The 26,910-nt window shown below is 41.3% G+C and carries 15 protein-coding genes and 1 pseudogene; 15 read left to right on the top strand and 1 reads right to left on the bottom strand.

What is annotated here, in order from left to right:
- The first annotated feature begins 10 nt into the window (after nt 1-10).
- From ACESPU_RS08360 to ACESPU_RS08410, 11 genes are all read left to right on the top strand, one after another.
- Nucleotides 11-3,373, top strand: coding sequence for a TonB-dependent receptor (locus tag ACESPU_RS08360; protein ID WP_270214948.1), 3,363 nt, complete (start codon nt 11-13; stop codon nt 3,371-3,373).
- 12 nt (nt 3,374-3,385) lie between these two features.
- Nucleotides 3,386-4,849, top strand: coding sequence for a RagB/SusD family nutrient uptake outer membrane protein (locus tag ACESPU_RS08365; protein ID WP_373133262.1), 1,464 nt, complete (start codon nt 3,386-3,388; stop codon nt 4,847-4,849).
- Between the two features lie 49 nt (nt 4,850-4,898).
- On the top strand, nt 4,899-6,332 hold the full coding sequence (locus ACESPU_RS08370; RefSeq protein WP_272025812.1) for a sulfatase: 1,434 nt from the start codon (nt 4,899-4,901) through the stop codon (nt 6,330-6,332).
- 21 nt (nt 6,333-6,353) lie between these two features.
- Nucleotides 6,354-8,642, top strand: a complete 2,289-nt coding sequence (locus ACESPU_RS08375; protein WP_373133263.1) for a GH92 family glycosyl hydrolase — start codon at nt 6,354-6,356, stop codon at nt 8,640-8,642.
- Between the two features lie 8 nt (nt 8,643-8,650).
- Entirely contained in the window at nt 8,651-10,189 is a 1,539-nt protein-coding gene (locus tag ACESPU_RS08380; protein WP_122378917.1) for a sulfatase, read from the top strand.
- A 28-nt stretch (nt 10,190-10,217) separates the two neighbouring features.
- Nucleotides 10,218-11,018 (top strand): alpha/beta hydrolase, encoded by an 801-nt coding sequence (locus tag ACESPU_RS08385; RefSeq protein WP_373133264.1) that lies wholly within the window; start codon nt 10,218-10,220, stop codon nt 11,016-11,018.
- A 6-nt stretch (nt 11,019-11,024) separates the two neighbouring features.
- A complete protein-coding gene (locus tag ACESPU_RS08390; RefSeq protein ID WP_122378918.1) occupies nt 11,025-12,476 on the top strand; it encodes a sulfatase in 1,452 nt (483 codons plus the stop codon).
- Nucleotides 12,477-12,545: 69 nt separating this feature from the next.
- Nucleotides 12,546-14,744 carry a GH92 family glycosyl hydrolase gene (locus ACESPU_RS08395; RefSeq protein WP_195205739.1) on the top strand — a complete coding sequence of 733 codons (2,199 nt, stop codon included), beginning with the start codon at nt 12,546-12,548 and terminating at the stop codon, nt 14,742-14,744.
- A 24-nt stretch (nt 14,745-14,768) separates the two neighbouring features.
- Nucleotides 14,769-15,620 carry a class II fructose-bisphosphate aldolase gene (locus ACESPU_RS08400; RefSeq protein WP_122378919.1) on the top strand — a complete coding sequence of 284 codons (852 nt, stop codon included), beginning with the start codon at nt 14,769-14,771 and terminating at the stop codon, nt 15,618-15,620.
- Entirely contained in the window at nt 15,617-16,621 is a 1,005-nt protein-coding gene (locus tag ACESPU_RS08405) for a carbohydrate kinase family protein (RefSeq protein WP_122378920.1), read from the top strand. Before ACESPU_RS08400 ends, ACESPU_RS08405 begins: the two co-directional genes overlap by 4 nt.
- On the top strand, nt 16,618-17,280 hold the full coding sequence (locus ACESPU_RS08410; RefSeq protein WP_122378921.1) for a D-lyxose/D-mannose family sugar isomerase: 663 nt from the start codon (nt 16,618-16,620) through the stop codon (nt 17,278-17,280). The genes ACESPU_RS08405 and ACESPU_RS08410 overlap by 4 nt, the downstream gene beginning before the upstream one ends.
- A gap of 55 nt (nt 17,281-17,335) precedes the next feature.
- Here the strand turns inward: ACESPU_RS08410 and ACESPU_RS08415 are convergent.
- Nucleotides 17,336-17,603 (bottom strand): annotated as a pseudogene (locus ACESPU_RS08415) (IS3 family transposase); the annotation flags it as partial.
- Nucleotides 17,604-17,829: 226 nt separating this feature from the next.
- Here ACESPU_RS08415 and ACESPU_RS08420 point away from each other — a divergent pair.
- The 4 genes from ACESPU_RS08420 to ACESPU_RS08435 all read left to right on the top strand — a co-directional run bounded on the left by ACESPU_RS08420 (nt 17,830) and on the right by ACESPU_RS08435 (nt 26,882).
- Nucleotides 17,830-19,572, top strand: coding sequence for an AAA family ATPase (locus ACESPU_RS08420; protein WP_373133266.1), 1,743 nt, complete (start codon nt 17,830-17,832; stop codon nt 19,570-19,572).
- 62 nt (nt 19,573-19,634) lie between these two features.
- A complete protein-coding gene (locus tag ACESPU_RS08425) occupies nt 19,635-20,582 on the top strand; it encodes a site-specific integrase (RefSeq protein WP_005860121.1) in 948 nt (315 codons plus the stop codon).
- 359 nt (nt 20,583-20,941) lie between these two features.
- Entirely contained in the window at nt 20,942-21,706 is a 765-nt protein-coding gene (locus ACESPU_RS08430) for a DNA-binding domain-containing protein (RefSeq protein WP_122378925.1), read from the top strand.
- A gap of 181 nt (nt 21,707-21,887) precedes the next feature.
- Entirely contained in the window at nt 21,888-26,882 is a 4,995-nt protein-coding gene (locus tag ACESPU_RS08435; RefSeq protein WP_373133268.1) for a C10 family peptidase, read from the top strand.
- The last annotated feature ends 28 nt before the right edge of the window (nt 26,883-26,910 follow it).

Here is a 26,910-nt window from a genome sequence, read left to right on the forward strand (position 1 = left end):
TAAGCTATTTATGAAAGTTGTAAAAAAGGCCATTTATATGGTCGTAGCTTCGTTTTGCTTAAATCTAACTGCCAATGCTCAGGATATAACCTTGAAAGCTAGCAATATAACAGTAAAGCAAGCGATGGATGAACTAAAGAGTAGAAGTGGCTACTCATTTGTATTTTCATCTGCGGATGTGGATACAAGGAAGAAAATATCCGTGTCTGCGGAGAATCAATCGGTCAATGCGGTAATCGAACAGATCTTGCGTGGTCAAGGATTGATATATGAGATCCAAGGGAAGAATATTATCTTGAAGAAAGAGGGAGCGATTGAGAAAACAGTATCCAAGAAAACTAATAAAATAACAGGTGTTGTTTTAGATCCTAGTGGAGAACCGGTTATTGGAGCCAATGTTGTTGTAAAGGGCTCTACAAATGGAACAATAACAGATATTGATGGGAATTTTTCTATTCAAAATGTTCCGGAAAATGCTGTTCTTTTGGTTTCTTATATAGGTTTCAATACGAAGGAAGTGGCTTTGGCTGGTAAAACAGCTGTGTCAGTTAGGTTGCAAGAAGATACCCAAGTGCTGGATGAAGTTGTAGTGGTAGGTTATGGTGTAACGAAGAAAAGAGATTTGACAGGGGCTGTAGGAGCAGTTAAAATGGATGAGAATGTTATTAGTTCACCAGCTGTTGATGCTGGACAGGCCATTGCTGGACGTGTAGCTGGTGTTCAGGTTGTTTCTGCCACAGGTCGTCCGGGAGCTTCTTCTACCGTTCAAATTCGTGGTATAAATTCTGTTACAGCTTCTCAGGCACCACTAGTTGTGGTGGATGGTATCCAAATGCCCGACTATGATTTAAATTTGATTCCTCCTAGTAATATTGAGTCTATTGATATTTTGAAGGATGCGGCTTCTGCTGCGATTTATGGTTCTAGAGGAACAAATGGTGTAATTCTTATCACTACAAAAAGCGGAAAGGAGGGTAAAGGTAAAATTAATTTTGGATATAAGTTTAGCATACAGCAGCCGATAAAAAAGGTTGATGTTATGAATTCCGCAGAATATGCCGAAGCTGCTAAGGATGCAATCCAGAATGCATGGATTGAAGATGGTGGAGATCCTAATGCTCCTAATACTTTAGAAGCACGTAGGAATCAATATAAATATACTTGGCCTACGGCGTTAGACTCTCCCGAAACTTTATATGATACGGATTGGCAGGATGTAATATATAGGAATGCCCCTATGCATCAAGTTGATTTAAATTATTCATGGGGGAATAAAACCTCTAATTTCTCAGCAACTATGGGAGTTGTCAAACAAGATGGTGTCGTGATCACTTCAACATATCAGAAATATACGATGTCTTTACAAGCGTCCACAAAAATCAAGGATTGGCTTCAAATAGGAGGAATGATGACCGCATTGTATGATAAGGAACGAGAACCTTTTAGTCGGACAGTGGAGTGGGCTGTTCAGTATCCCTCTATTTATCCAGTTTATGGTAAGGACGGCCTTTTAGGTGAACCTACAACTACTGAGGGATTTGAGAACTATAACTCATTGTTGTTTAGGGCTCGTAATGGGCATCCTCTTTATTGTATTGATTGGGAATTATATAGTAAGAAATTCAAGAATTATGGAAATGCTTTTATTGCCCTAGATATTATTGACGGATTGAAATTCAAAACTACTTTTAATTATTATATAAATCGTTCGGATAGAGATGAATATCAGCCTAAAGACCATAATATGGGACCTAACGCTATGGATGCAGGCTATGGCTATAAAAAATGGAATAAGACACTTTATGTTACAAGTGAGAATTTACTTACATATAATAAAGAATTTGGTAAACATGCGGTTTCCGCATTAGCTGGTTATGAGGCAAATTATCGTAGGCTGGAAAGTGTAACCGCTGCTCGTACAGATTATGAGAATGACTTGATTCATTATGTTGGTGCGGGTAAAACATTAAGTGCAGCTGCTGATTCTGATGTTGAAACAGCCCGAGTCTCTTGGTTTGGTAGGGCTTCATATACCTTTGATGGAAAATATATGCTTTCAGCTTCTTTGCGTAGAGATGGATCATCACGTTTTGGAGCAAATAATAAATGGGGCTATTTCCCTTCGGTATCTGGGGCTTGGAGGTTGTCTGATGAATCTTTTTTTAAGCCATTGGTTAAAATAGCGAATACTGTAAAAATCAGAGCAAGCTATGGTGTGACTGGAAATGATGGGATTGCAGACTATTCTTGGATAGCAAATTTGGATAAAGGGAAAATCGTTTATGGAGAAAATATAGAATCTTCTTATTATCCTAGTAAATTAGGCAATCCAGATTTAAAATGGGAGAGGCTACAACAATTAAATATAGGTGTGGATTTAGGATTTTTACAAAATAGAATTCTACTGGAAGCCGATTGGTACCGTTCTTATTGTGATGGATTACTATTAAATGTTCCGGTGCCGGCTACTTCGGGATTTCAGACAGTACTTAAAAATATAGGAGAACTGGAAAATAAAGGTGTAGAATTAAATTTAACGACAAGAAATTTAGTCGGTAAATTCCAGTGGCAGACTGTATTTAACATCTCAACGAATAAAAGTAAAGTGTTAAGTTTAGGAGAAGATGATGCTCCTATATTGTTTTACCCGGGTAATGCTGGACAATTAGGCTTGATTACACAAGTCGATCATCCTCTATATGAATTTTATGGCTACAATTATCAAGGGGTAATCATGAATGAAGAAGAGTTAGCATCAGCAGCTAAATATCCAGGTATTGGCATTGGCTATGGAAAATATGAAGATGTTAATAATGATGGAAAGATTGACTCAGAGGATCGTACTACATTGGGGCAAAATACTCCTAAATTTATTTGGGGTATGACAAATACGTTTAAGTATAAGAATTTTGACTTAAGTTTCTTGATCCAAGGTGCACATGGACAGAAGATTTATGATATGAATATGATTCGTTCAACTTATTATCATGAAGGACGAAACTATCTGGCAGAAATGGTGGATCGATATCGTTCTCCGGAGCAACCAGGAGATGGTTATCATTATAAACTAAATAGAAATACGAATCATTTTGAAACACAGGGGTCTTCTTATTGGTTGAAAAATGGCTCATATATACGTTTTAAAAATATCACATTGGGTTATACCTTACCTAAGAGTTTGACAGATAAATTGCATATTGGTTTTGCTCGTCTCTTTGTTAATGGAACTAATTTATTTACGATAACAAAATATCCAGGGATAGATCCTGAATCGTTTAAAAATAATGCAACAGAAGCTAGAAGACGAGGTACTTCGGATAATCAATATCCAACGGCTAAGGTTTTTACAATGGGAATTAATGTTGAATTTTAAAAGGATCATGTTATGAAAAAAGTGATAGTCTTGATTTTAGCTATGGGAGCTTTGGTGACTTCTTGTGGTGATGACTTTTTGAGTAAGTTTCCAAATACGCAAGTTTCAGAAGGGAATTTTTATAAGACAGAAGATCAGTTGTCTGCTGCTGTAAACGATTGTTATAGGCAATTGAACAGATTGTATGAAGAGTCTAGCATTTGTGAATTATATGGAGAGTTATATTCTGATAATACATGGATGCAGTATTTTGCTTCAAGTGATCCTTTTCTAGATAATATAAGTAGATATATACAGGAAGATAATAATGGGTATATATTAGATGCATGGAATGCTTGTTATAATGGTATATTCATATGTAATAATGTATTATATTGGCTAGAGAACAGTGAGGCTGTTTATAAGGAGGAAAAAACAAAAAAGCAATTCATAGGAGAGGTTCGTACTATTAGAGCATTGTTTTATTTTAATATGGTAAGGGCGTGGGGAGCTATTCCGATGCCTTTGGCTCCGATTTCTCCGGAAGAATCTTATAATTATTTAAGGGAGGATCCTTCAAAAGTATATGAACAGATTATAACTGATTTGACTATGGCGAAAGAGTATCTTCCCGAATCTTATTCTAAAACGCATGTTGGAAAAGTGACGAAATATGCAGCTATGGCTCTTTTAGGGAAAGTTTACTTAACGCTTGGAGATAAGACTAAAGCTGCTGTAGAACTGAAATCGGTTATTGACAGTGGTTTATATTCATTGGATACGAATGAGGATGGGCTAGTTGATGGTACTGACTATGAGTATTTATTTGCTCCAACTACAAAGAATTGCAAAGAATCATTGTTAGAATGCCAATTTTTAGCAGGAGTTTCAAATCCGAATAGTACACACCAGACTGCTTATATGCCTTTTTTATGGTCTTTCCATCTACCTGGGCAAACAGAAACATTCCGAGGACATGGGCATTGTACGCCAACGAAGGATTTGATAGCGGAATTTGAACCGACAGATACTATTCGTAAAAATGTTACTGTTGTTGAGGGTTTCGTTGATTTAGAAAGTGGAAAATGGGAAGATTATGCATTTACGATGAAGTTCTATGATCCTAATTGGAGAAATCCTGGTAATAATTTTAAAATACTGAGATATGCGGACGTTTTATTGATGTATGCAGAGGCTGTGGGTGAAGATGAAGGTAAGAAGTACTTAAATCAAGTTCGTGCTAGGGCCGGGCTTGTTGGATATGGTGATGCTGTTTATCCGAAGGAGTATAATACCTTTAATAAAGCTTTAGAGCATGAGCGCCGTGTAGAATTGGCAATGGAATTCCATCGCTTTTTTGACTTAGTAAGAACAAATAGAGCAATGGAGGTAATAAACTCTAAAGGGTTTAACTTGACTAAAGATAAATTACTTTTTCCGATACCAGTGAATGCGATAGATATTAATCCTGGACTTTTGCAGAATCCGGGATATTAAAATTAATCAGGGTTGCCTATGTATGGGGCAACCCTATAAATAAAATATCATGAGAAACTTTCAGAAACAAATATGGATGTTAGTTTCGCTTCCTATGATCTCATCGGTTGTTTATGGGAGCGAAAAATCAGAAAAAGGTTTACCTAATATCATTGTCTTTGTTGCAGATGATGCAGGTATGGATTTTGGATGCTACGGGAATAATGGTATTAAGACACCCAATATTGACCGGTTGGCAAAAGAAGGGATACGTTTTGAGAAGGCTTATCTTACTTCTCCTCAATCCAGCCCTTCAAGAACGAGTATGATGACCGGCCAGTTTGCCCATACGATAGGCACCGAGGACTTGCACAACCCTTTGGATGGGTCTACGAAAATGATGCCCTATTATTTTAATCAAGCCGGGTATTCAACAGGGGTAATGCTTAAAACGCATTGGGGACCTAATGGCGATAAGCAATTTACCCATGTTATTAAAGGGGGATATAAACCGAATCAGGGAGATTTGACGGAGGAGCTGTATCGTAATTACCGGAAGTTTTTGGATGATAGCAAAGAGCAACCCTTTTTCTTATGGGTTGGCTTTATTGATCCTCACCGGCCTTATAATCGAGAAGTTTGTCCTCAAGTCAATAAGCCAGAGGATGTGAAAATACCTCCGTTTTTGGTGGATGCGGCAGATACCAGGAGGGATATGGCTGATTATTATGATGAGATTTCCCGTATGGATCGGAATATAGGGATTATGCTGGGAGAATTGGAAAAAAGAGGAGAGCTGGATAATACGATCATTGTGTTCATGAGCGATAATGGCCGTCCTTTCCCCCGCTGTAAAGGTTCCTTGTATGATACGGGGATTCAAACCCCTCTTATTTTTGTGTGGGATAAACATATCAATCCGAATACAGTGCATAGCAATGGCTTGGTTAGTTCGGTGGATTTAGCTCCTACCTTGTTGGATTTGGTGGGAATTAATATGCCAGATACTGTTTATGGTAGAAGTTTTAAAGAATTACTTTTTGATCCTACGAAAAGAGGACGGGACTACATTTTCGCTGAAAGGAATTGGCATGATACAGATGAATACATTCGCTGCGTACGAACCGAAAGATATAAGTTTATTTATAACGCATATTATGAGCTTCCTCATGGCACGACGATGGACTTAGGCTCAAGTTTGAGTTGGTATGATTTGAAAATCGCTCAAAAAGAGAGAACGTTAAGCAAGGAGCAAGCCCTTTTATTTACTTCTCCTCGTCCAATGATAGAAATTTATGATTTGGAAAAAGATCCGGAAGAATTTACAAATGTGGCGGATGTGAAAGAGTATCGAGACGTTGGTAAAAAATTGGCTAAGCTTTTGGTGAATTGGCAAAAGGAGACAAAAGACCATCCTTGGTGGATGCGTCGCAGATGTGACCAAAATGATCGTGTGACTGGGTTCCCCTTGTATGAGACTCGTCCGGGGTTGTGGGCAGATTGATTTTGAATATAATTAAGTAAGATGATTATGAGATGTTTTTCGTATTGTGTTAGTTTATTTTTATTGTTATTTGTATCCTGCGTTAATGTTTCAAACCAAAAGGATACAAGCCTGTCAGGTTTGAGCTATGTTAATACTTTAATAGGGACAAACTCGAATAGAGCTTTCTCTCATGGCAATACGTACCCTGCGGTTACGCAGCCTTGGGGGATGAATGCTTGGACACCGCAAACTGGTCTGATGGATGATCCTTGGGTATATACTTATCAGTCAGATTCTATTCGGGGGTTTAAGCAGACACATGTGCCAAGCCCTTGGATTGGTGATTATGGCGCTTTCTCGATCATGCCTGTTACGGGTTCATTGAAAACAAAAGATACGGAACGCTCATCTTGTTTTTATCATTCGGATGAATTTGCTACTCCCTATTATTATAAAGTGCATTTGGCCGATTATAATGTAGATGCGGAATTGACAGCGACGGAACGATGTGGATATTTGCGATTCTCTTTTAATGATAATAAGGACCGATTTTTAATATTGGATGCTTTTAATCAAGGAGGACATGTGAAGATAATTCCGGAAGAACGGAAGATAGTCGGTTTTTGTAAGAATAACACAGGAGGTGTACCATCGAATTTTGCGAATTATTTCGTAATGGTATTTGATTCTGAATTTTCTGATTGTGGAGTTTGGGACAAGGATGGAGTTTATGAGCAGAAAAAAGAGTTGGAGTCTTCTTATATTGGATCTTATTTACGTTTTGAAAATAGTTGCAATCGAGTTTCTGTAAAGGTTGCCTCATCGTATATCTCCGTGGAACAAGCGGAGTTAACATTGAAGCGAGAAATTGGTGACTTGGATTTTATGCAAGTTAAAGAAAAGTCAAGATTGGTTTGGGCAGATTTGATGGGACGTATTAACGTTGAAGGTGGAACTGAAGAACAGAAAAAAACTTTTTATTCAAATTTGTATAGAGTTTCTTTATATCCTCGTCAGTTTTATGAGTATGATGAGAAAGGGGAAGCTGTTTATTTTAGCCCTTATGATGGGCAAGTGCATAAAGGAGTCATGTTCAGCGACAATGGCTTTTGGGATACTTTCCGATCAGCTCATCCTTTTTATACCTTGTTGTTCCCTGAGTTGACAGGGAAGTTGATGCAAGCATTGATTAATATTTATGAGGAGGGAGGATGGCTCCCGAACTGGATAAGTCCGGGTTATCGGAATTCAATGATTGGAGCCCATGCGGTTTCTTTGATTAGCGACGCTTACGTAAAAGGTATCCGGGACTTTGATGCCCAAAAGGCATTGGAGGCGGTTCGTAAAGAATGTTCCATGGATGCTCCACAATCTTTTATGGGGAGATATGGCTGGGAAAATTATAATAAGCTAGGTTATGTCCCTTACCCTAAATATCCTCAGGCTGTTTCAATGACATTGGAATATGCTTATGATGATTTTTGTGCGATGCGCTTAGCGGATTTGTTAGGAGAAATAGATGATGCTATTGAGTTTAAGAGACGTGCGATGAATTATTCTCATGTTTATGACTCTATTTCAGGATTTATGCGTCCGCGCATGCTTAATGGGGAATGGCATTCTCCATTTGATCCGTATCGCTGGGGTGGTCCTTATACGGAAGGTAACGCGATTCAATATAGTTGGAGTGTTTTTCATGATGTGCAAGGTTTGGTTAGTTTAATGGGTGGAAAGTCGCAGTTTATCTCCAAATTGGATTCTGTGTTTACACGTCCTCCCAAATTTAGCTTATATGATCGTAGCTTTAATGAGATTGCGGAAATGCATCAAGCGGGATTTGGTCAATATGCTCATGGAAATCAACCGGCCCAACATCTTCCCTATTTGTACACATATGTTGGAGAGGCTTGGAAAACTCAATATTGGGTTCGGAAAATTATGGATTGTTTGTATAATTCAACTCCTAATGGTTATTGCGGCGATGAGGATAATGGACAGACATCCTCTTGGTATTTGTTTAGCGCCTTAGGATTCTATCCTGTTTGTCCGGGTTCTGGGGAATATATTTTAGGAAGCCCTATCTTTGATAAGGTGACACTTTCTTTATCTAATGGGAAAAAATTTGTTATCTCTGCTCCGGGAAATTGCGAAAAAAACAGGTTCGTGGGACAAACCTATTTAAATGAAGATATATATTCTCCTTTATTTATTCGTCATGAGGATATAATTCAAGGAGGAACTTTACGATTTGATATGGTATCTGATCCTCTTAGAGATAAACAATATAGTAAGGATGACTATCCTTATTCTTTATCGAATTTTAATTAATCGTTAGTATGTATAAGATATTTTCTACGGGTTTATTCGTTTTTGTAGAGGTTAGCTTTTTTTTCGCACATTCAGAAAATAAGGCTCCTAATATCATTTTTATTATGTCTGATGATCATACCTCTCAAGCTGTTAGTGCTTATGGTGGGATATTATCATCAGTACTTCCGACACCCCATATAGACCGGATAGCCAAAGAAGGCGTTCGTTTGAATAATTGTTTTGTAACCAATTCGATAAGTACCCCTAGTAGGGCGGCTATTTTAACAGGGCAATATAGTCAAAAAAATGGAGTATATACATTAGGTGATCGTCTCTCGAGAGATTTGCCGAATGTGGCAAAGGAGTTGCAGTGTGCCGGTTATCAGACTGCTATTGTCGGGAAGTGGCATTTAGGAACAGAGCCAAGTGGGTTTGATTATTATAAAGTTCTTCCAGGGCAAGGCCGATACCATGATCCGATATTGATCGAAAAAGGGAATTGGCGTGATGTCGCAAATAAAGAGGGGGAAGGGGCTATAGGAAAAGTTCATAAGGGGCATAGTACCGATGTCATAACAAATGAGGCCATTTCCTATTTGGAGAATGTGGATAAGAATAAGCCATTTTTCTTGATGTGCCATTTTAAGGCTCCTCATAGACCTTGGCAACCTGCCGAACGCTTTAAGGGGTTGTTGGAAGGAGTGAATGTTCCCGAGCCATCTAATTTGCTCGATGCTTATGAAAGTAAAGGAAAATATACTTCTGAGATACGAATGGGGCTAGAGTTCATGAATAAAAATGACTTGAAAACTCCGATTCCATCGGATAAGTCCAGGGATGAATTCAGACATTGGGCTTATCAAATTTATATTAAGGATTATTTACGTTGTGTAGCGGGAGTAGATGAGAACGTTGGTCGAATCTTGAAATTTTTGGATGAGAACAATTTAACGGAAAATACAATAGTCGTTTATACTGGAGATCAAGGTTTCTTTTTAGGGGAACATGGATGGTTTGATAAACGGTTGATGTATGAAGAAAGTCTTCGTATGCCGTTTTTGATTCGCTATCCGAAAGAAATTCAAGCGGGAGGAATAAATGATGATATTATCTTAAATATAGATTTTGCTCCTTTGTTCTTGGATTATGCGGGGGTTAAGAATACGCCTGCTTATATGCAAGGAAAAAGTTTTCGGGATAATTTATCAGGAAAGGCTTCTCCGGAATGGCGACAGTCTATGTATTATCGTTATTGGATGCAAGGAGATGGCGCTCATAATGCGACAGCTCATTATGGAATACGTACGGATCGATATAAGTTGATTTATTATTATGCAAGATCTCTTGGGAAAATCGGAACCAAAGATGGTACGATAGCTCCAGAATGGGAACTGTATGATTTGGAAAAAGATCCAAAAGAGATGCATAATATTTATAATGATCCCCAGAACCAGTTCTTAATAAACAAATTGAAACTTGAATTATTGAGGTTGAAAAAAGAATATGGTGATGACGATGAGAGTTGTGAAGAGATGAAAAAGATTAATGACGTTTATTTTAAATAAGAATATGAGGATATTAATAGTCATACTAATGTTGCAATTATTTACTTGCTTATCCTTGCAAGCAAGGAGTGTAGAAGTGGTATATAAAACAGTCGATTCATTGCAAATGAAGTTGTATATCGATTATCCGGATGATATGAAAGCTTCTGAAAAACGACCGGCGATTGTGTTTTATTTTGGAGGAGGATGGATAGCTGGAGATATCGCTCATTTCAAGCCTCAAGCCGACCATTTTGTTAAGAAAGGGTTGATAACAGTTCGTGTTAACTATAGGGTTCAGGGTAGGCATAAGGTATCGCCTTTTGTTTGTCTTTCTGATGCGAAATCCGCTATTCGTTATATAAGAAAAAATGCGGACAGCTTGTGTATCAAGAGTGATAGCATAGTGGCTTCCGGAGGTTCTGCCGGAGGTCATTTGGCAGCGGCAATCGCATCAATAGATGGTTTTAATGACGCTACGGATGATTTATCCGTAAGCTGTAAGCCGAATTTGTTGGTGTTGTTTAATCCAGTGTTGGATAATGGCCCCGAAGGATATGGTTATGATCGAGTAAAAAAGCATTATAAGGAATTTTCTCCTTATTACAATATAAAGGAAGGATTACCTCCAACTATAATATTCTTAGGGACAAATGATAATTTAATTCCTGTGGAAACGATGGAAAAATATAGGGATAATATGTTGGAATTAGGAAATGTATGTGATCTATACTTGTATGAGGATCAGCAACATGGTTTTTTTAATCATGGTAGAAATAATAATGTTTATTATTATGATACTTTGAACAAGATGGAGAGTTTTTTGAATAGGTTTAGGTATATAAAATGATATACGATGGATACTTCGAGAAGAGATTTCATAAAGAGCGCAACATTGGCGGCGGGGACTTTTTTGTTGTCGGGATCTTGCACCTCTGTAGCGAGGAATGATAAGCGGAGAGGTAAAAGACCTAATTTGGTATATGTCTTCGCGGATCAGTGGCGTGCCCAAGATGCAGGATTTGCGGGAAATAACGATGTTATTACTGAAAATATAGATAAATTGGCTAGTGAGAGTTTGGTATTTAAGCATACGGTGTCTTGCATGCCAGTATCTACTCCTTATCGTGGCTCTTTGTTAACAGGGCAATATGCCCATACGCATGGACTGTTTTTGAATGATGTAACCTTGGATCCTGATTCGGTTTCTATAGGAAAGGTATATAAAAACGCTGGTTACGATACAGGATATATAGGGAAATGGCATGTAAATGGGAATGGAAGAAGTAATTATATTCCTGAGACACATAGGCAGGGTTTTGATTTCTTCAAGGTCTTGGAGTGTACGCATAATTATATGCATTCTGCTTATTATGACAATAATAATCCGGAAAAAAAATATTGGAAAGGGTATGATGCTTTTGCACAAACAGAAGAGGCGGTACATTACATGGAAGAGCATGCTAATGGGGAAAAGCCATTTGTCTTGTTCCTGTCTTGGGGACCACCTCATAGCCCTTATGAGGTTGTACCGGAAGAATTTTTGAATTTATATAAAGATAAGGACATAACTCTTCGTCCGAATGTCCCGGATCAGATGAAAGAGAAAGCGACTCGTGATTTAAAAGGATATTATGCGCATATAACGGCTTTGGATCGATGTGTAGGTATGCTTCAAGATGCGATTAAACGTTTGGGGGTGGAGGAGGATACGATATTTGTACTCACGTCAGATCATGGGGATATGTTAGGCTCTCAAGGATTGGAGTGTAAGCAAAAACCTTATGAAGAGAGTATAATGGTTCCCTTCCTATTAAAGTATCCGGCTATATTTGGGAAAAAAGGTAAGGAGGTTGAAACGATCTTAAGTTCTGTTGATATAATGCCTACATTGCTTGGAATGTCAAATGTGACTGTACCTGAGTCTGTTGAAGGGAAAGATTTGTCTCCTATATTACGGGGAGAAATTACTGATTTTACGGAAATGGCCTTGATCGAATGTATCGCACCTTTTGGGGAATGGGAAAGAGATAAAGGAGGAAAAGAGTATAGGGGTGTACGAACTAGGAGGTATACGTATGTTCGGGATTTATTAGGCCCTTGGCTTTTATATGATAATCAAGAGGATCCGTATCAATTGAGAAATTTGGTTCATGAAGTAGGCTATAAGCATCTTCAAGAACAATTGGATGAAAAACTGTTCAGCTCATTAAAGGAGCATGGGGATCCTTTCTTGGAGGGAGAATATTATATTAAACAATGGGGATATACAGTGAATTCAAAAGGCACCGTGGAGTATACACCATAAAGTGTAGAATAACAGTAAGTCTTAAATATTAAAATTGATGCGAAAATGAATAAATCGAAGTGTTTTTGGATGAGAGTTTTTTTGTTTGCGTGTGGGGTGTTCGCATTGGATGCGCAATCAGAAAACGCTCCCGTAGACTATGTGAACACCCGTATAGGAAATATAAGCCATTTGCTTGTTCCTACTTTTCCTACGACTCATCAGCCTAATAGCATGCTTAGGATGATTCCCGGGCATCATGATTTTGTTACAGATCGGATGCGTGGGTTACCGTTGAATGTGCCTTCTCACCGTAGGGGGGATGTTTTATTGCTTATGCCTTATTGTGGCAATTTGGATGTTTCAAAGGGGGCATTTGATTATAGGTATGATCATGAAATATCCAAACCTTATTTTTACTCTGTTTTTTTGGATGATTACGAGATAGAAGCTCGCTTTGCTCCAATGAAAAAGTCGGCTATCTATTCATTTGCTTTTGAAAAAGAAGATAACCCCCAAATAATATTGAGAACAAACGCTAAAGGCGATTTGATTTGGGCAAATAAAGCCTTGAGCGGCTATGAGATTTATAACGGGATTAAGCATTACTTTTATTTGGAGTTTGATCAAGATCCGTTAAGTGTGTCTTCTCTTGATTGGGAAAAGATCTGCGCAAAGTCTATTTCTTTTGATTCTTCCGTGAAGGAAATTAAGGTGAGGTATGGAATCTCTTATATTAGTGTCGAACAGGCCCGGAAAAATTTGAGAGAAGAAATTGCTGATTTTGATTTGGATCGAGTTGCTGGCCAAGCAAAGCAAGAATGGAATAAAGCTTTGTCTAAAATTGTGATAGATGGGGGCACAGAAGATCAAAAGACCGTTTTTTATACGTCATTATATCGGGCGCATGAAAGGATGATTAATATTTCGGAGGATGGAAAGTACTTTAGTGGATATGATGGGAAAGTCCATGAGGACGGAGGAGTGGATTTTTGGGTAGATGATTGGGTATGGGATACTTATCTTGCGCTTCATCCATTACAAGTTCTGTTAAACCCGAAAGCTCAGGAACAGAAGCTTTCCTCCTACATTCGCATGTATGAGCAATCGGGCTGGATGCCAACTTTCCCATGTGTGTTTGGCGACGCTCATTGCATGAATGGAAATCATGTAGCAGGTGTTTTTGCGGATGCGTTACATAAAGGATTGCAGTTTGATGTGGAGAAGGCATTTGAGGGAATGAGGCATACGGTAATGAATGAATCCATGATCCCATGGTATTTGGGACCTAAGACAGAGTTGGATGATTTCTATCATGAGCATGGTTGGTTCCCAGCCTTACATCCGGGAGAAAAGGAGGTTTTCCCAATGGTTGGCCCTTTTGAGCAGCGGCAGGCTGTTGCGGTTACTACTGCGGCATCTTACGATGATTGGTGCATTGCTCAGTTGGCCAAATATCTAAAAAAAGAGACAGAGTATGATTTCTTCAATAAACGTTCTTACAATTACCGAAAAGTCTTTAATAAGGAGACGAACTTTTTTCATCCAAAAGACAAGGATGGGAATTTTATAGAACCATTTGACTATATTTTTTCAGGAGGTATTGGTTCTCGAGCTTATTATGATGAGAATAATGCTTGGACATATAACTGGGATGTACATCACCATATTCAAGATCTAATTGATTTATTTGGAGGGGAGGAACCTTTCACGGAAAAATTAGATCAATTATTTGTAGAAAGCATGAAGCGATCTAAATGGCAGTATTATGCCGTGCATCCTGATGCTACCGGTAATGTGGGGCAATTTGTCATGGGTAATGAGCCCAGTTTCCATATTCCTTATTTATATAATTATGCGGGTCAGCCATGGAAGACGCAAAAACGGATCCGTATGCTTATGGAAAGTTGGTTCCGGAATGATTTGATGGGGATCTGCGGCGATGAAGATGGTGGGGGGATGTCTGCCTTCTATGTTTTTTCCGCATTAGGTTTTTATCCGGTATCTCCGGGTGTGCCAGTTTATACGATAGGTAGCCCTTTGTTTGAGAGATCAGAGATTCGGTTGGCGAATGGAAAAGTGTTTACGGTGATTGCTCATGGAGCTTCTTGGGAAAATAAATACATCCAGTCCGCTAAATTGAATGGAGTAGAGTATGATAAGACTTGGTTTACCCATGAGAATATCATGGAAGGTGGAACATTGGAACTGTTAATGGGCAACCGTCCTAATAAGGGCTGGGGAATAGGTGAAGGGGCAACCCCTCCTTCTAGTGAATTTGTTGATTGATTCTTTGTACAAAAAATATTGTTTATGTTAGTTTCATTGAGAGAAATTGTAGCAGATGCTTATCAAAATGGTTATGCTGTTGGAGCATTTAATTGCTTAAGTTTAGAAAATGTGGAAGGAGCGATAATGGCTGCGGAGGAATTGAACTCTCCTATTATTTTACAACTAGCGGAAGTACAGTTCCCTTGTGCGCCATTAGAGAAGATGATACCTATGTTTGTGGATGCGGCTCGCAGCTCCTTTGTTCCCGTCGCTGTTCATCTAGACCATGGATTAAGTTTCAATACTTGTGCGCAGGCGATTCGCTTAGGGGTTACATCTGTCATGATTGATGGTTCTACCCTACCTTTAGAAGAGAATATCCGAGTTACTCGTGAAGTAGTCCAAATGGCCAAGGCTTTTGGTGTAGCAGTTGAATCTGAATTAGGGAAAGTTGGTGATACTGATACGGTGGAATGGGATAATAATGTGAATACGTTTACAGATGTAGATGAATCAATCCGATTTGTACAAGAAACAGGCATTGATGCCCTTGCTATTTCTATAGGTAATTTACATGGGAAATATACAGCTACACCTAACTTGAATATCCAACGACTAAAAGAGATCAAAGACCGGAATCCAATTCCTTTAGTTCTACATGGAGGATCGGGTACTAGTGAGGCTGACTTTAAGGATTGTGTTCATAATGGGATTAGTAAGGTAAATGTAGCGACTGCTATTCAATTACGTATAATGGATGAGTTACGTGAGTGCATGAAAAATGAGACTGATTTGGGGTACATTGGATTAAAAGAAAAAATAAAGTGTGCGTCAAAGAATGCTGTAGCAGATCATATCAAACTGTTTGAGAGTAATAATAAAGTAAAGCAATGAGGACGGGGATTATTGCAGCTGGGACATGGCTGGCCGATTTGATCAAATTTATTCCTTATTATCCTGCTCCGGGAAATTTGGTCTCTATCGAAAAAGAAGAAGTTGGATTAGGAGGATGCGCTCACAATGTTTTGATGGATTTGGCAAAATTGCAGAGTGGATTGCCTTTGTATGCTGCTGGTTGTATAGGAAAAGATGCGTATGGGGACTTGATCTTGAAAACAGTCATGGAACAAAGGATAAATGCGAAATATTTATGTCAGTTATCCAGTGTTCCTACATCTTATACAGATGTTATGGTGGCTAAAGCGGGTACAACCCGTACGTTTTTTCATAATCGAGGAGCGAACGCAGAGTTTGGTATAGAATATATAGATCAAATAGATGTTCCTGCTAAGATTTTTCATTTAGGATATCTATTGTTATTGGATAAGTTGGAGGAACCGGATAAATTCTATCAATTGAAAGTAGCCCGTGTTTTTCATGAATTGCAGCAAAAAGGCTATGAGACTTCCGTGGATGTAGTCTCGGAAGAGAGTGATCGTTTTCGGAATGTCTTATTGCCTTGTTTACCATATATTAATTATTTAGTAATTAATGAGGTGGAGGCAGGATCATGCTATGGGATATCTTTACGTGGTGATAATGGGGAAATTCTGTTGGATCAGGTAAGGCTTGTAGCGGTAGATTTGATGAAAGCAGGAGTGAATACGTTGTGTTGTATTCATTTTCCAGAAGGAGGATATGCCTTACATCGTTCTGGTGAGGAAGGCTTTTGCCCATCCTATAAGATACAATCAAATGAAATTGTTTCTACGGTTGGAGCAGGAGATGCCTTTTGTGCAGGAGTACTATATGCGGCACATGAAGGTCTGGGATTAAAAGATACACTGCGGTTTGCAAATGCTTTGGCGCATTTTAATTTATTACATGCGACTTGTTGTGGTGGGGCACCTAGATTAAAAGAAGTTTATGATTTTATAAAAGTAAATAAGATATGAGAAGAAGTGAAATAAACCAATTTATACATGAGGCTATCGAGTTTTTTGAAGAAAGCCATTTTTATTTGCCGGAATGGATATTATGGAGTCCTGCGATATGGGAAAAGAAAGGTAAAGCTTATGACGAGATTCGTTTAAATCATTTAGGATGGGATGTGACAGACTTCGGGAAAGGACGATTTTTGGAGGAGGGGCTTACGCTGGTTACAATTCGTAATGGGAATATTCATCGTGACAAAAAAAGTTACTGTGAAAAAATCATGATGGTTCGTGAAGGACAGGTTACCCCTGTTCACTTCCATTGGAAAAAAATGGAGGATATTATTAATAGGGGGCGTGCTATATTGTGTATGCGCTTATGGAAAGCGACGGCGACGGAAGGATTATCTACAGAAGATTGCTGTGTAAGTATAGATGGTGTTAGGACGAAAATTAAAGCTGGTGAAACTTTGCGATTAATGCCGGGGCAGAGTATCTGTTTTGAGCCTTATCTATATCATACATTTTGGTCTGAAAATGGGCATTGTTTGGTAGGCGAAGTTTCTACAGTAAATGATGATATTAATGATAATCGTTTTTATGAAGAATTGGGCCGATTTACGATTATAGAAGAAGATGTTCCTGCGGAGTTTGTATTATGCAATGAATTTTCTAATTAGGATTAAAAAGAAATTTTTTGTTAAGATGTGAAAGGCTCAGATGCCAAAATAGAGGCTATCTCCGAATGAAGTGACCCCAAAAAGTTGGACAGGTTAAACCTTTACCAATTATAGAAAGAGTTCGGTATTGTACTGGACTCTTTCCATTTAACCGGGACTTTATTCTTTTATTGTTGTAATTCAATATATACCTCTAAAGCCTTCATGAAGGCTTCTGGCGATTCAAATTCTTCTGCATAAAGAAGTTCAGACTTCATGATGCCGAAGAAGTTCTCTGCCGTCGCATTGTCAAAACAGTTTCCCTTTCGGGGCATGCTTTGTATAACATGATGATCTTCAGAATGCTTGCGGTGTCTGGGATGAAGGTTCTCGCCCATAACTTGAGAAAATTGGTGGTCTTAACGTTAGACAGTCTTCTTTCTCCTTTAGGCCGGATAACATTAATATATAAAGATTCGTGAAATCATTTTGTAGATGTTATCTTTGCGTAAGTAAGTTACGAACAAGTGATTTATTCGTAAGTGACAAATAAACAGGAGGAGATATATTATGGCAACGAAGCAAATTCCATATGGCCTGACGGATTTCGAGCGAATCCGTACCGCCAATTATTATTATGTTGATAAGACTCGCTATATTGCGGAGGTGGAGCGGAACGCAAGTTTCTTTTTCCTTATCCGCCCGCGCCGTTTCGGGAAGTCGCTATTCTTGAATGTCCTCAGATGGTATTATGACGTGAACCGTAAGGATTCTTTTGAGGAACTCTTCGGCGACTTATATATCGGCTCCCATCCGACCCCGGAGCAGGGACAATATCTTGTATTGGATTTCAATTTCGCAGGCGTGAACCCAGATCCTGACGAGTTGATCCGCTCTTTTAATGATCACTGTGCCGCTCGTTTCCGGGAGTTTGCCTACTACTACGAACGTTTCTTCAATCCGGGCTTCTGGGAGAAAATGGAGAGTCTGCCAAATGCTGACGAGAAGTTGACCTACACGATCAGTGAGGCTAAACGCTTGAATCTCTCTATCTATCTCTTCATTGACGAGTATGATAACTTCACCAACGCTATCCTCGCCAATATGGGTGAGAAGCATTACAAGGCATTGACACACGGTACGGGCTTCTTCCGTTATTTCTTCAACAAACTGAAAGAAGGGGCTACGGGCGATGGCCCTATCAAGCGCATGTTTATCACCGGGGTATCTCCAGTGACGATGGACGACGTGACCAGCGGTTTCAATATCGGAGCCAACATGACGACGGATTACCGCTTTAACGGAATCATAGGTTTTAGCGAGGGAGAGGTACGGGAGATGCTGGCCTATTACAAGGAGGAGACAGGTTTCGAGGATAGTGTGGACGATCTGATCAACTTGATGAAGCCGTGGTACGATAACTACTGCTTCTCGGAAGAATGTATGGACGAGCCGATGTACAACTCGGATATGGTATTATATTTCCTGAGCAATTATCTGAGTCTTCACAAGCCTCCTAAGAACATGATCGACAACAATATCCGCACGGACTACAACAAGCTCCGCCATTTGATCCGTCTCGACAAGCGGTTCGGCACGAACGCTTCGATCATCCAGGAGATCGTGAACAACGGCGAGACCACCGCAGTAATCAAGGATGCTTTTCCTGCCGAGGATATCGCCAAGCCGGACAACTTCAAGAGCCTGCTTTACTATTTCGGGTTGCTCTCCATCAAGGGTACCAAGCGTGGAGATACCCTTCTGGGCGTTCCCAACCTAACGGTACGTGAGCAATTATATACCTATCTGATCGAGGCGTATAAGGAAGCTGATGTCTTCTCAATTGAGTTATATAAGCTTCATGATCTGGTAAAGGACATGGCTTACGACGGAGACTGGAAGCCTGTGTTCGAGTATTTCTCCTCCGAGCTGGAGCGGCAGAGCGCTATCCGCGAGTTCATTGAGGGGGAGGCGCACGTGAAAGGTTTCCTGCTGGCTTATCTAGGCTTGACCCGTACCTATATAATTTATCTGGAGTATGAGGCCAACAAGGGGTACGCCGATTTCTACATGATGCCCGACTTGATCCACCAGCCCGAGATAGGCTTTAGCTATATCGTGGAGGTGAAATACGCCCGTCGGGACGCTTCCGAAATGGAAATCGAGGCGTTGAGAGCCGAGGCCGCCATCCAGTTACGCCGTTACGCCGCTGACCCGAAGGTTCACGCTACCAAGGGGGATACGGAGCTTCGCCTTGTCACCTTGGTCTTTAAGGGTTGGAAGCTTGCTGTTTGCGAGATGGACTTGGCTTGATTTTGTTTTTATGCTATTTTTGATGGTAGATAATAATACGTTTAATCATCAAAAAAGGAGATATGAGCAAAAGAAAGAATAACCGCTTGGGCAAGGCGGGCATCACATTTTATACCTATGCCACCGAACGCATCCGGGAGAAACGTTTAGCGGGGAAACATAACACCGCCGATTTATATAGGACGACCCGTAATTGGATCTGCGCCTTTCTGGGTAGGAGAAACCTTCTTTTCCCGGAGATAACCCCGGGCTTAATAAGCCGTTTTGTCGCTTATCTGCAATCCGCCGGCTTGCGAGTGAATACCGTGAATACATACCTCAGCAACTTTCGCTCGATTTATAACCAAGCTTGCCGGGATGGTCTGTTGCCGGCTTGCGTCGTATCGCCTTTCGCGTACTTGAACTTGAAGCGGGAAAGAGCCGGATCTAGGGCGTTGGGAAACGAGTCGCTCCGGGAGATCGTGACCTTGAAGTCTGAGGAGCCGGATTTGGCGTGCGTGATCGACTATTGTACGTTCGCCTATTTATCTTGCGGCATGCCTTTCGCGGATATGGCTCGCTTGACTACGGCGAACCTGTATGGCGAGGAAATCGTATATCGGCGTAAGAAGACGGGGACCTTAATCCGTGTCGGGATAACAGCGGGGATGCGGCGGTTGATTAATAAGTATGCGGACGCTTCTTCCCCGTACCTTTTCCCTATTTTATCTCCGGGTAGAGAGGTAGGGCATGAGGAATACAAGGCGATACTGCGTTCGTATAATAACTCGTTGAAGAAGATCGGTCGTGCGCTATCTCGTCCCATTCATCTGACCTCGTATGTTTTCCGCCATACATGGGCAACGAACGCCTTGCGGAAACAAGTCCCTTTATCGATCATTAGCCAAGCGTTGGGGCATACCTCGGAAAAAACAACACGTTTTTATCTGGCCTCTTTGGAACAGTCGGAATTGAATCGTGCGAACGCTAGGGTGACGGAAGAGGTGGATTTGCTTTTGGCGGCTGGGTGATGCCCTTATTCGCGAAATAAGGGGAGGAGCCTATTCAGCATAAAAATTACCTATAATAGGCTATTTTCAACGGAAGGCTTGGCAAATGTAAAAAATATTATTGATAAACAATCACTTTTATCTATTTATTAAGAAATAGGAATTGAAGGGGATACAGATATCGTATCCTCTAATTAATCCAAATTTATGCTTATTGCGCATATATCGTGGATATGCGGTTAAAAATAGTGGTTATGCGTGTTTTTTTTAGTTTATGTTGGACGTGCGATATCTCTTCCCCTTATTTCGCGAATAAGGGTGATAAACATTATTAAAAGGTAACGCCCCACTACCACGGGGCATTAAAGACAAAAAACATCATGGCAGAAGAAAAGACCATCTTGACCGTAGATCTGTACGACAACGTGTTAACCGAGAAAACCGGCGATTTCACCGGAAAGATCCGCATTACCGGAACCACGCGAACCTCAGACATCTCGAACCGCATCGTGAAGAAACGCACCGAGTACCGCCCGGAGACGATCACCAACATCCTCGACCTCTCCTACGACGAGATGATCGAGGCCCTCGCCCAAGGCCGTTGCGTGGTGAACAAGTTCGGGCAATGGCTGCTCACTATCAACGGCTCGTTCGACGGAAAGAAATCAGACTTCCGCTCTACGGAGAATAAGATCACCGTAATGTTCACCCCCAGCGCCACCCTCCTGAAGGCGCTAGAAAACATCTACGTGAACGCCGACGTAGCTACCGTGGGCCCGATGATCGAGAGCCTCACGGATTCTACCACGAACGAGAAGAACCTCCATATCACTCCGAACGCCCCGGCTATCATCTTCGGCAGCACGCTGCTTATCAAGGGGGATCATCCATCAGTAGGCGTCTACTTCACCAAGGACGAGGAGGGCGCCACGCCAACGAAAGTCTCCCTTATCGTACGTAACACCAAGAGCGAGATCATCATCCAAATCCCGCAACTCGCCGAGGGGCAGTACTGGTTGAGCGTCACCACGCAGGCAGGTGCGGGCTATTCTCTCGTAAAAGATCCACGCACCTACAAATTTCCCATACTCCTGACAGTTGGCGCGGGAGGAGGAGGCGACAGCGAAAGCCCGGACGAGATCTAGGCGCATAGCGGGATGGGAGAGCCTCTATGCCCATGGATGGGAACACCATTGTTCCCACCCATGGGAACCGAGGCTTTCCCACACCTATCAACCGGGGCTTTCCCACCCATGGGAACACCGTTGTTCCTATACCCCTTACTAACGAATGTTAAATCATTTATTCATTATAAATTTATAGTCTATGAGAAAACAATTTTTACTAATGCTGATCCTTTGCTTGTCGGCCACGATGGTCTGGGCGGAAAGGATAGACGTGTCCACGGCCCGCAAGGTGGCGGAGAACGTGGCTAATGCAGGTTCGGGCTTGCGCTCGGCTGGTGACTTGTCGCTGGTTTATGCGGCGGCACCGGGACAATCTCGCTCTGTTCTGCGTAGTGGAACAGTGGATGGCGACGCTGACTATTTCGTGTTCAACGCACTGGGAAATAAAGGTTTTGTGATCGTTTCCGGAGAGGATCGTGCTTATCCGGTCCTAGGGCAATCGGATGAGGGAAACTTTGATCCGGACAATTTGCCGGAAAACTTGCGTGCGATGTTGGCTTATTATCAAGATCAGATCATGTACGCGGAACGTACAGGCTTGGAGGCTTCGGCCAATATACAGGCTGAATGGAATCGTTATCTGAACGGTAGCCTGCGGGCTTCCTCCGGAAATGTGTTGCTAGAGACGGCCAATTGGAATCAAGAGGATCCATACAACCGACAGACTCCTACAATTAACGGGCAAAGAACGTATACGGGCTGCGTGGCTACGGCTACCGGTATCATCATGCGATATCATAAATATCCTACGACAGCGGTTACCAGTGGGGTGACTACATATAATGGACTCCCGGTTACATACGCTCCCTATGACTGGAATCAAATGCCTCTTAATTACACAAAGGGGAATTTTACTGATACACAGGCTAATGCGGTATCGGCCTTGATGTGGAATATCGGGGCAAATGTGAATATGGATTATGGTGTTATCGGGTCTGGTGGAAGTAGTGCTAATACAAGATTCGCAGCTTATAAACTAAATAGCTTATTTGGCTATAGTGATGGCATTGTTTTCGTTTCAAAAGAGGATTACCGTTGGGATGAATGGAAAACGATGTTACGGGATGAGTTGGATAACGATCGACCGGTTTTATACAGTGGGCGTACCCAGAGAAATGCGGGACATGCGTTTATATGCGATGGTTACAAGGAAAATGATGCGTTCCACATCAATTGGGGGTGGGGAGGTTATTTGAATGGGTACTTCTTGCTTACCGCTTTGGATCCCGAGGGAAATAATGAACCTTATAGTTCTGAAATGAAAATGGCGATAGGAATTCGTCCACCCGAGGCTGGCGACACCAAGATATATCAGCTGAAATACTCTTCTTTAGAACCATCAATTGTTCCTCTTCCTATTGGTTCTGATGTCATGATATCTGTCAAAATCAAGAATGCAGGGAATGTGGATTTCATTGGGAAAGTGGATATCGCAGTGATAGAGTCGAATGGGAACGTGAAGCGTATCGGTACCCCGGTCGATATAGATTTTGCATTTACGCCAGAATATGACCTCGGGGTTGCATTCGAGAATATCCAATGTCGCTTGACTGAAGCTTTAGCCGATGGCGATAAAATCCATCCTGTTTATTCGACTGATGAAATCAATTGGAAGATCATGACAGGTACAGCCACGGCTCCTTTATACATCAATAAGAATGGAGTGATAATGGAGGGCGATGATCCTAATGATCCTACAATAAAGCCGATAAATGTAAACATTCAATGGAATCAATTGGATAATACTTATTTGAAAGTATCTGGGCTGGATAATAGCGAGTATAACTCGGAAAATACGGTTCGAACCCTTTATAAAGTGACCAATGCGACAGAAGGCCTCGTCTTGCGATATGTCTTGAAGGACTATTCAAGCTGGAAAGGTCAGTTAGCTGTTTATTATGGAGATGAGTATGATATTTATATGCCGGACAAAGGTACGCCGGTGTCGATTGGTACAGATGGCTCCTTTAGTGTCCCTATTAGTTTAGCGGCTTTGGCGCAAGGTTCCTTTACTAATTACTTGAAAATATTATCAGCAAAAGCCGGTAGTCTGGCTTATGACATGCAGGTATGTACCGAATCGGATCAAGCTAATCCCGTATTTGAGGAAAAGGATAAATCGATGGTATTCATAAATAGCATTGAAGGAAAGATTACTCCGAGCCCAGTTGTTGGAACCGTAAATAAGGAAATATCATTTAATTATACGTTCGATAAGGCTGATCCCTTACTTGTTGGAAAAGAACTAAAGCTTAATCCAAATTTATTCATGCAAACTATAGATAAAGTAAAGTTATACTATATGGATGGTGAGCAGAAGAAAGAAATTGAACTGGAAACAGGGAGCTCTGGTACTTATCATTATGCGAAAGAGCCATTGGCTGTAGGTAATCTCACTGTAGGGGCAAGTTATCGGTTCGTATTGAGTTCGAGTCAGGCAATTGCGGAAAGTGAAGGAGCAGGCGTATCTGTTGATTTTGCGCATGTAGATGGGAAGCCTGTCCCCTCTACTTCCGGATACTCTAGGCTTATCATATCGGAAGCCCCGATAACGACGCATAAGGTCGAACTGAATTTGCAGGATTTGATCGTGCAAAACGAGATAACAACTGTCATAGATAAGAAACCTCTGTCACTTACGTTACATGCGAATACGGGTTATCAGCTCCCCGCATCTATTACGGTTACGATGGGAGGAACCACCTTGAATATAGAGCAGTATTATTATGATTCTACGTCTGGAAATATATATATCAATAGCGTGACCGGCGATATCGTCATCACTGCTAAAGCCGATCCGATCCAAGCCGCCACATATCCTGTTAAGGCTAATTTGTCGAATCTGTCTTCTTCCCCCGCTATCACAGACGCTACGACCGTGAAAGAAGGAGAGACATTCTCGTTTACCTTATCGGCGAATAACGGTTACATGCTTCCGGCATCCATTACGATAAAGATGTCCGGTTCCACTTTGGAGGCAGGAAAGGGATATACCTACGATGCCAAGACAGGCAAAGTAGAGATATTGAATGTGAGAGGTGAGGTAGCCATTACCGCTGAAGGAGTGTCTGAACCATCTGTTTACAAGATCACGGCAGACCTGAAGAACCTAACCTCCACGCCGGCTATTACCTCGGCTACGACCGTGAAGGAAGGCGAATCGTTCACTTTCACCTTAAAAGCCGCTACGAACTACAAGCTTCCGGATGCGATCAGTATCTTGAAGGGCAATGACGCATTGACAGCGGAAGAGTTCACCTACGACGCTAAAACGGGTAAAGTCGTGATCAAGGCAGTTTCCGGTGACTTGACCGTGAAAGCTTCCGGTATTGATGATCGCCATTATGAGGTGATACTCAATTTGGCTGGAGTTACTTCCGAACCTGCTTCTTTTGATCCGGTATTAGTTAATGGCAAAGTTGAATTGACCTTGAAGGCGGCTGAAGGTCATATACTTCCAACCACGATCACGGTGAAGATGGGTGATAAGACCTTGGTTGCCGGTACGGATTATACCTATAACACTTCCACAGGAGCTTTCTCTTTGGCGAAGATTACAGGGAAGCTCTCCATTACCGCACAAGGTGTGAAAAAGAGCTATTCAGTTACCGCTACATTGGCAAATATAACTTCCGATATCAAGTCGGACACTAAAGTTCAATTTGGTGAAGCCTTCGCTTGTGTACTTTCCGCAAATGAGGGTTATACACTTCCAACTGAGATCACGGTAACGATGGGTGGTAAAACATTGGTAGACGTAACTGATTATACCTATGATGCCGCTACGGGAAAAATCTCTTTGAAGAAAGTAACCGGTGAGTTAGCGATCACGGCGCAAGGCGTACAGAAGAGCTATGCGGTAGCCCTTACGTTAAAAGACTTGACTTCTGATATCTCGCAAGGCAAGAAGATTAAACATGGTGAGACCTTGACCGGTAAGTTATCTGTAGTGACCCCACAGTACGGGCTTCCTTCCACGATCGAGGTGATGATGGGTGATAAAGTGCTGGCTACCGGTTCCGGCTATTCCTATGATCCGAAGACCGGGGAGATAGAAATAAAGAACGTAACCGCTGAGGTTTCCATTAAAGCTTCTGGTGCGGAGATCTTCCAAGTGAAAGAACAGACCGAGAACATAGAGATCAAAACTTCCGAACAGACCGTGAAAGAAGGAGAGCCATTCAAATGTGAATTAGCACCAGCTACGGGATACAAATTCCCTTATGTCATAAAGGTGATGATGAATGGTCGTTTGTTGAAGCAAAAGAATTTGCTTAGGGCAGCAGGTTCTGAGTACTATACGTATGACAATACGACGGGAATAATCGAGATTGAGAATGTGGATGGCGAGATCGTTATTGAGGCGAAAGGTGTACAAGAGGGCTTCTTTGAGGTAATCCCGAATCTTGTTAACCTCACTTCCGATCCGGCTTCTTTCGAGCCTTTGGCTAAGGATTCCAAAGTGGAACTTACGCTGAAAGCAGCCTCCGGCTATACGCTTCCGACATCCATTACTGTGAAGATGGGAGAGAATACGCTAGCGTCTACGGATTATACATACAATTCTGGCACGGGTGCTTTCGCATTGGAGAAGATCACGGCTACCTTGGTGATTACGGCGGCAGGTAATAGGATTCCGGATCCGGAACCAGAACCGGAGCCAACCCCGACCACCTACATGGTGACATTGCCGGTTGTAGAGGGCGCTACCTTGATTGCGGAGTCTTCCACGAATGTAGAATCCGGCAAGAGTTTTGCGTTCACACTGACTTTGAAGGACGGCTACAGTGCGCCTCAACTGACAGTGAAAGCGAATGGCTCAGTACTTGGTCCGGTATCAAGCGGCCGTTATGTGATTGAGAAAGTAACGAGTAATATCGTTGTTACCGTAACAGGCATCGTGAAAGATAATCCTACTGATAACGCAGAGGTAGATCCCAATGGCTTGCGAGTATGGGGAGAGAATGGACGATTGCATATCCAGACTCCTGTTATGGACACAGCTTGTATCGTTACATTCGAAGGGCGTTTGTATAGGAACTTATCTTTGCCTGTAGGCGAGACTATCACGAGTATTCCACAAGGGTCTTATATAATTTATATTGGCAACCAATCCTACAAGATCCGCTTCTAGCTATTCTTGAGGAATCATAGGAAGGCGA

It is taken from the genome of Parabacteroides sp. 20_3 (assembly GCF_964238835.1).
GTDB classification, from domain to species: Bacteria; Bacteroidota; Bacteroidia; order Bacteroidales; family Tannerellaceae; genus Parabacteroides; species Parabacteroides distasonis.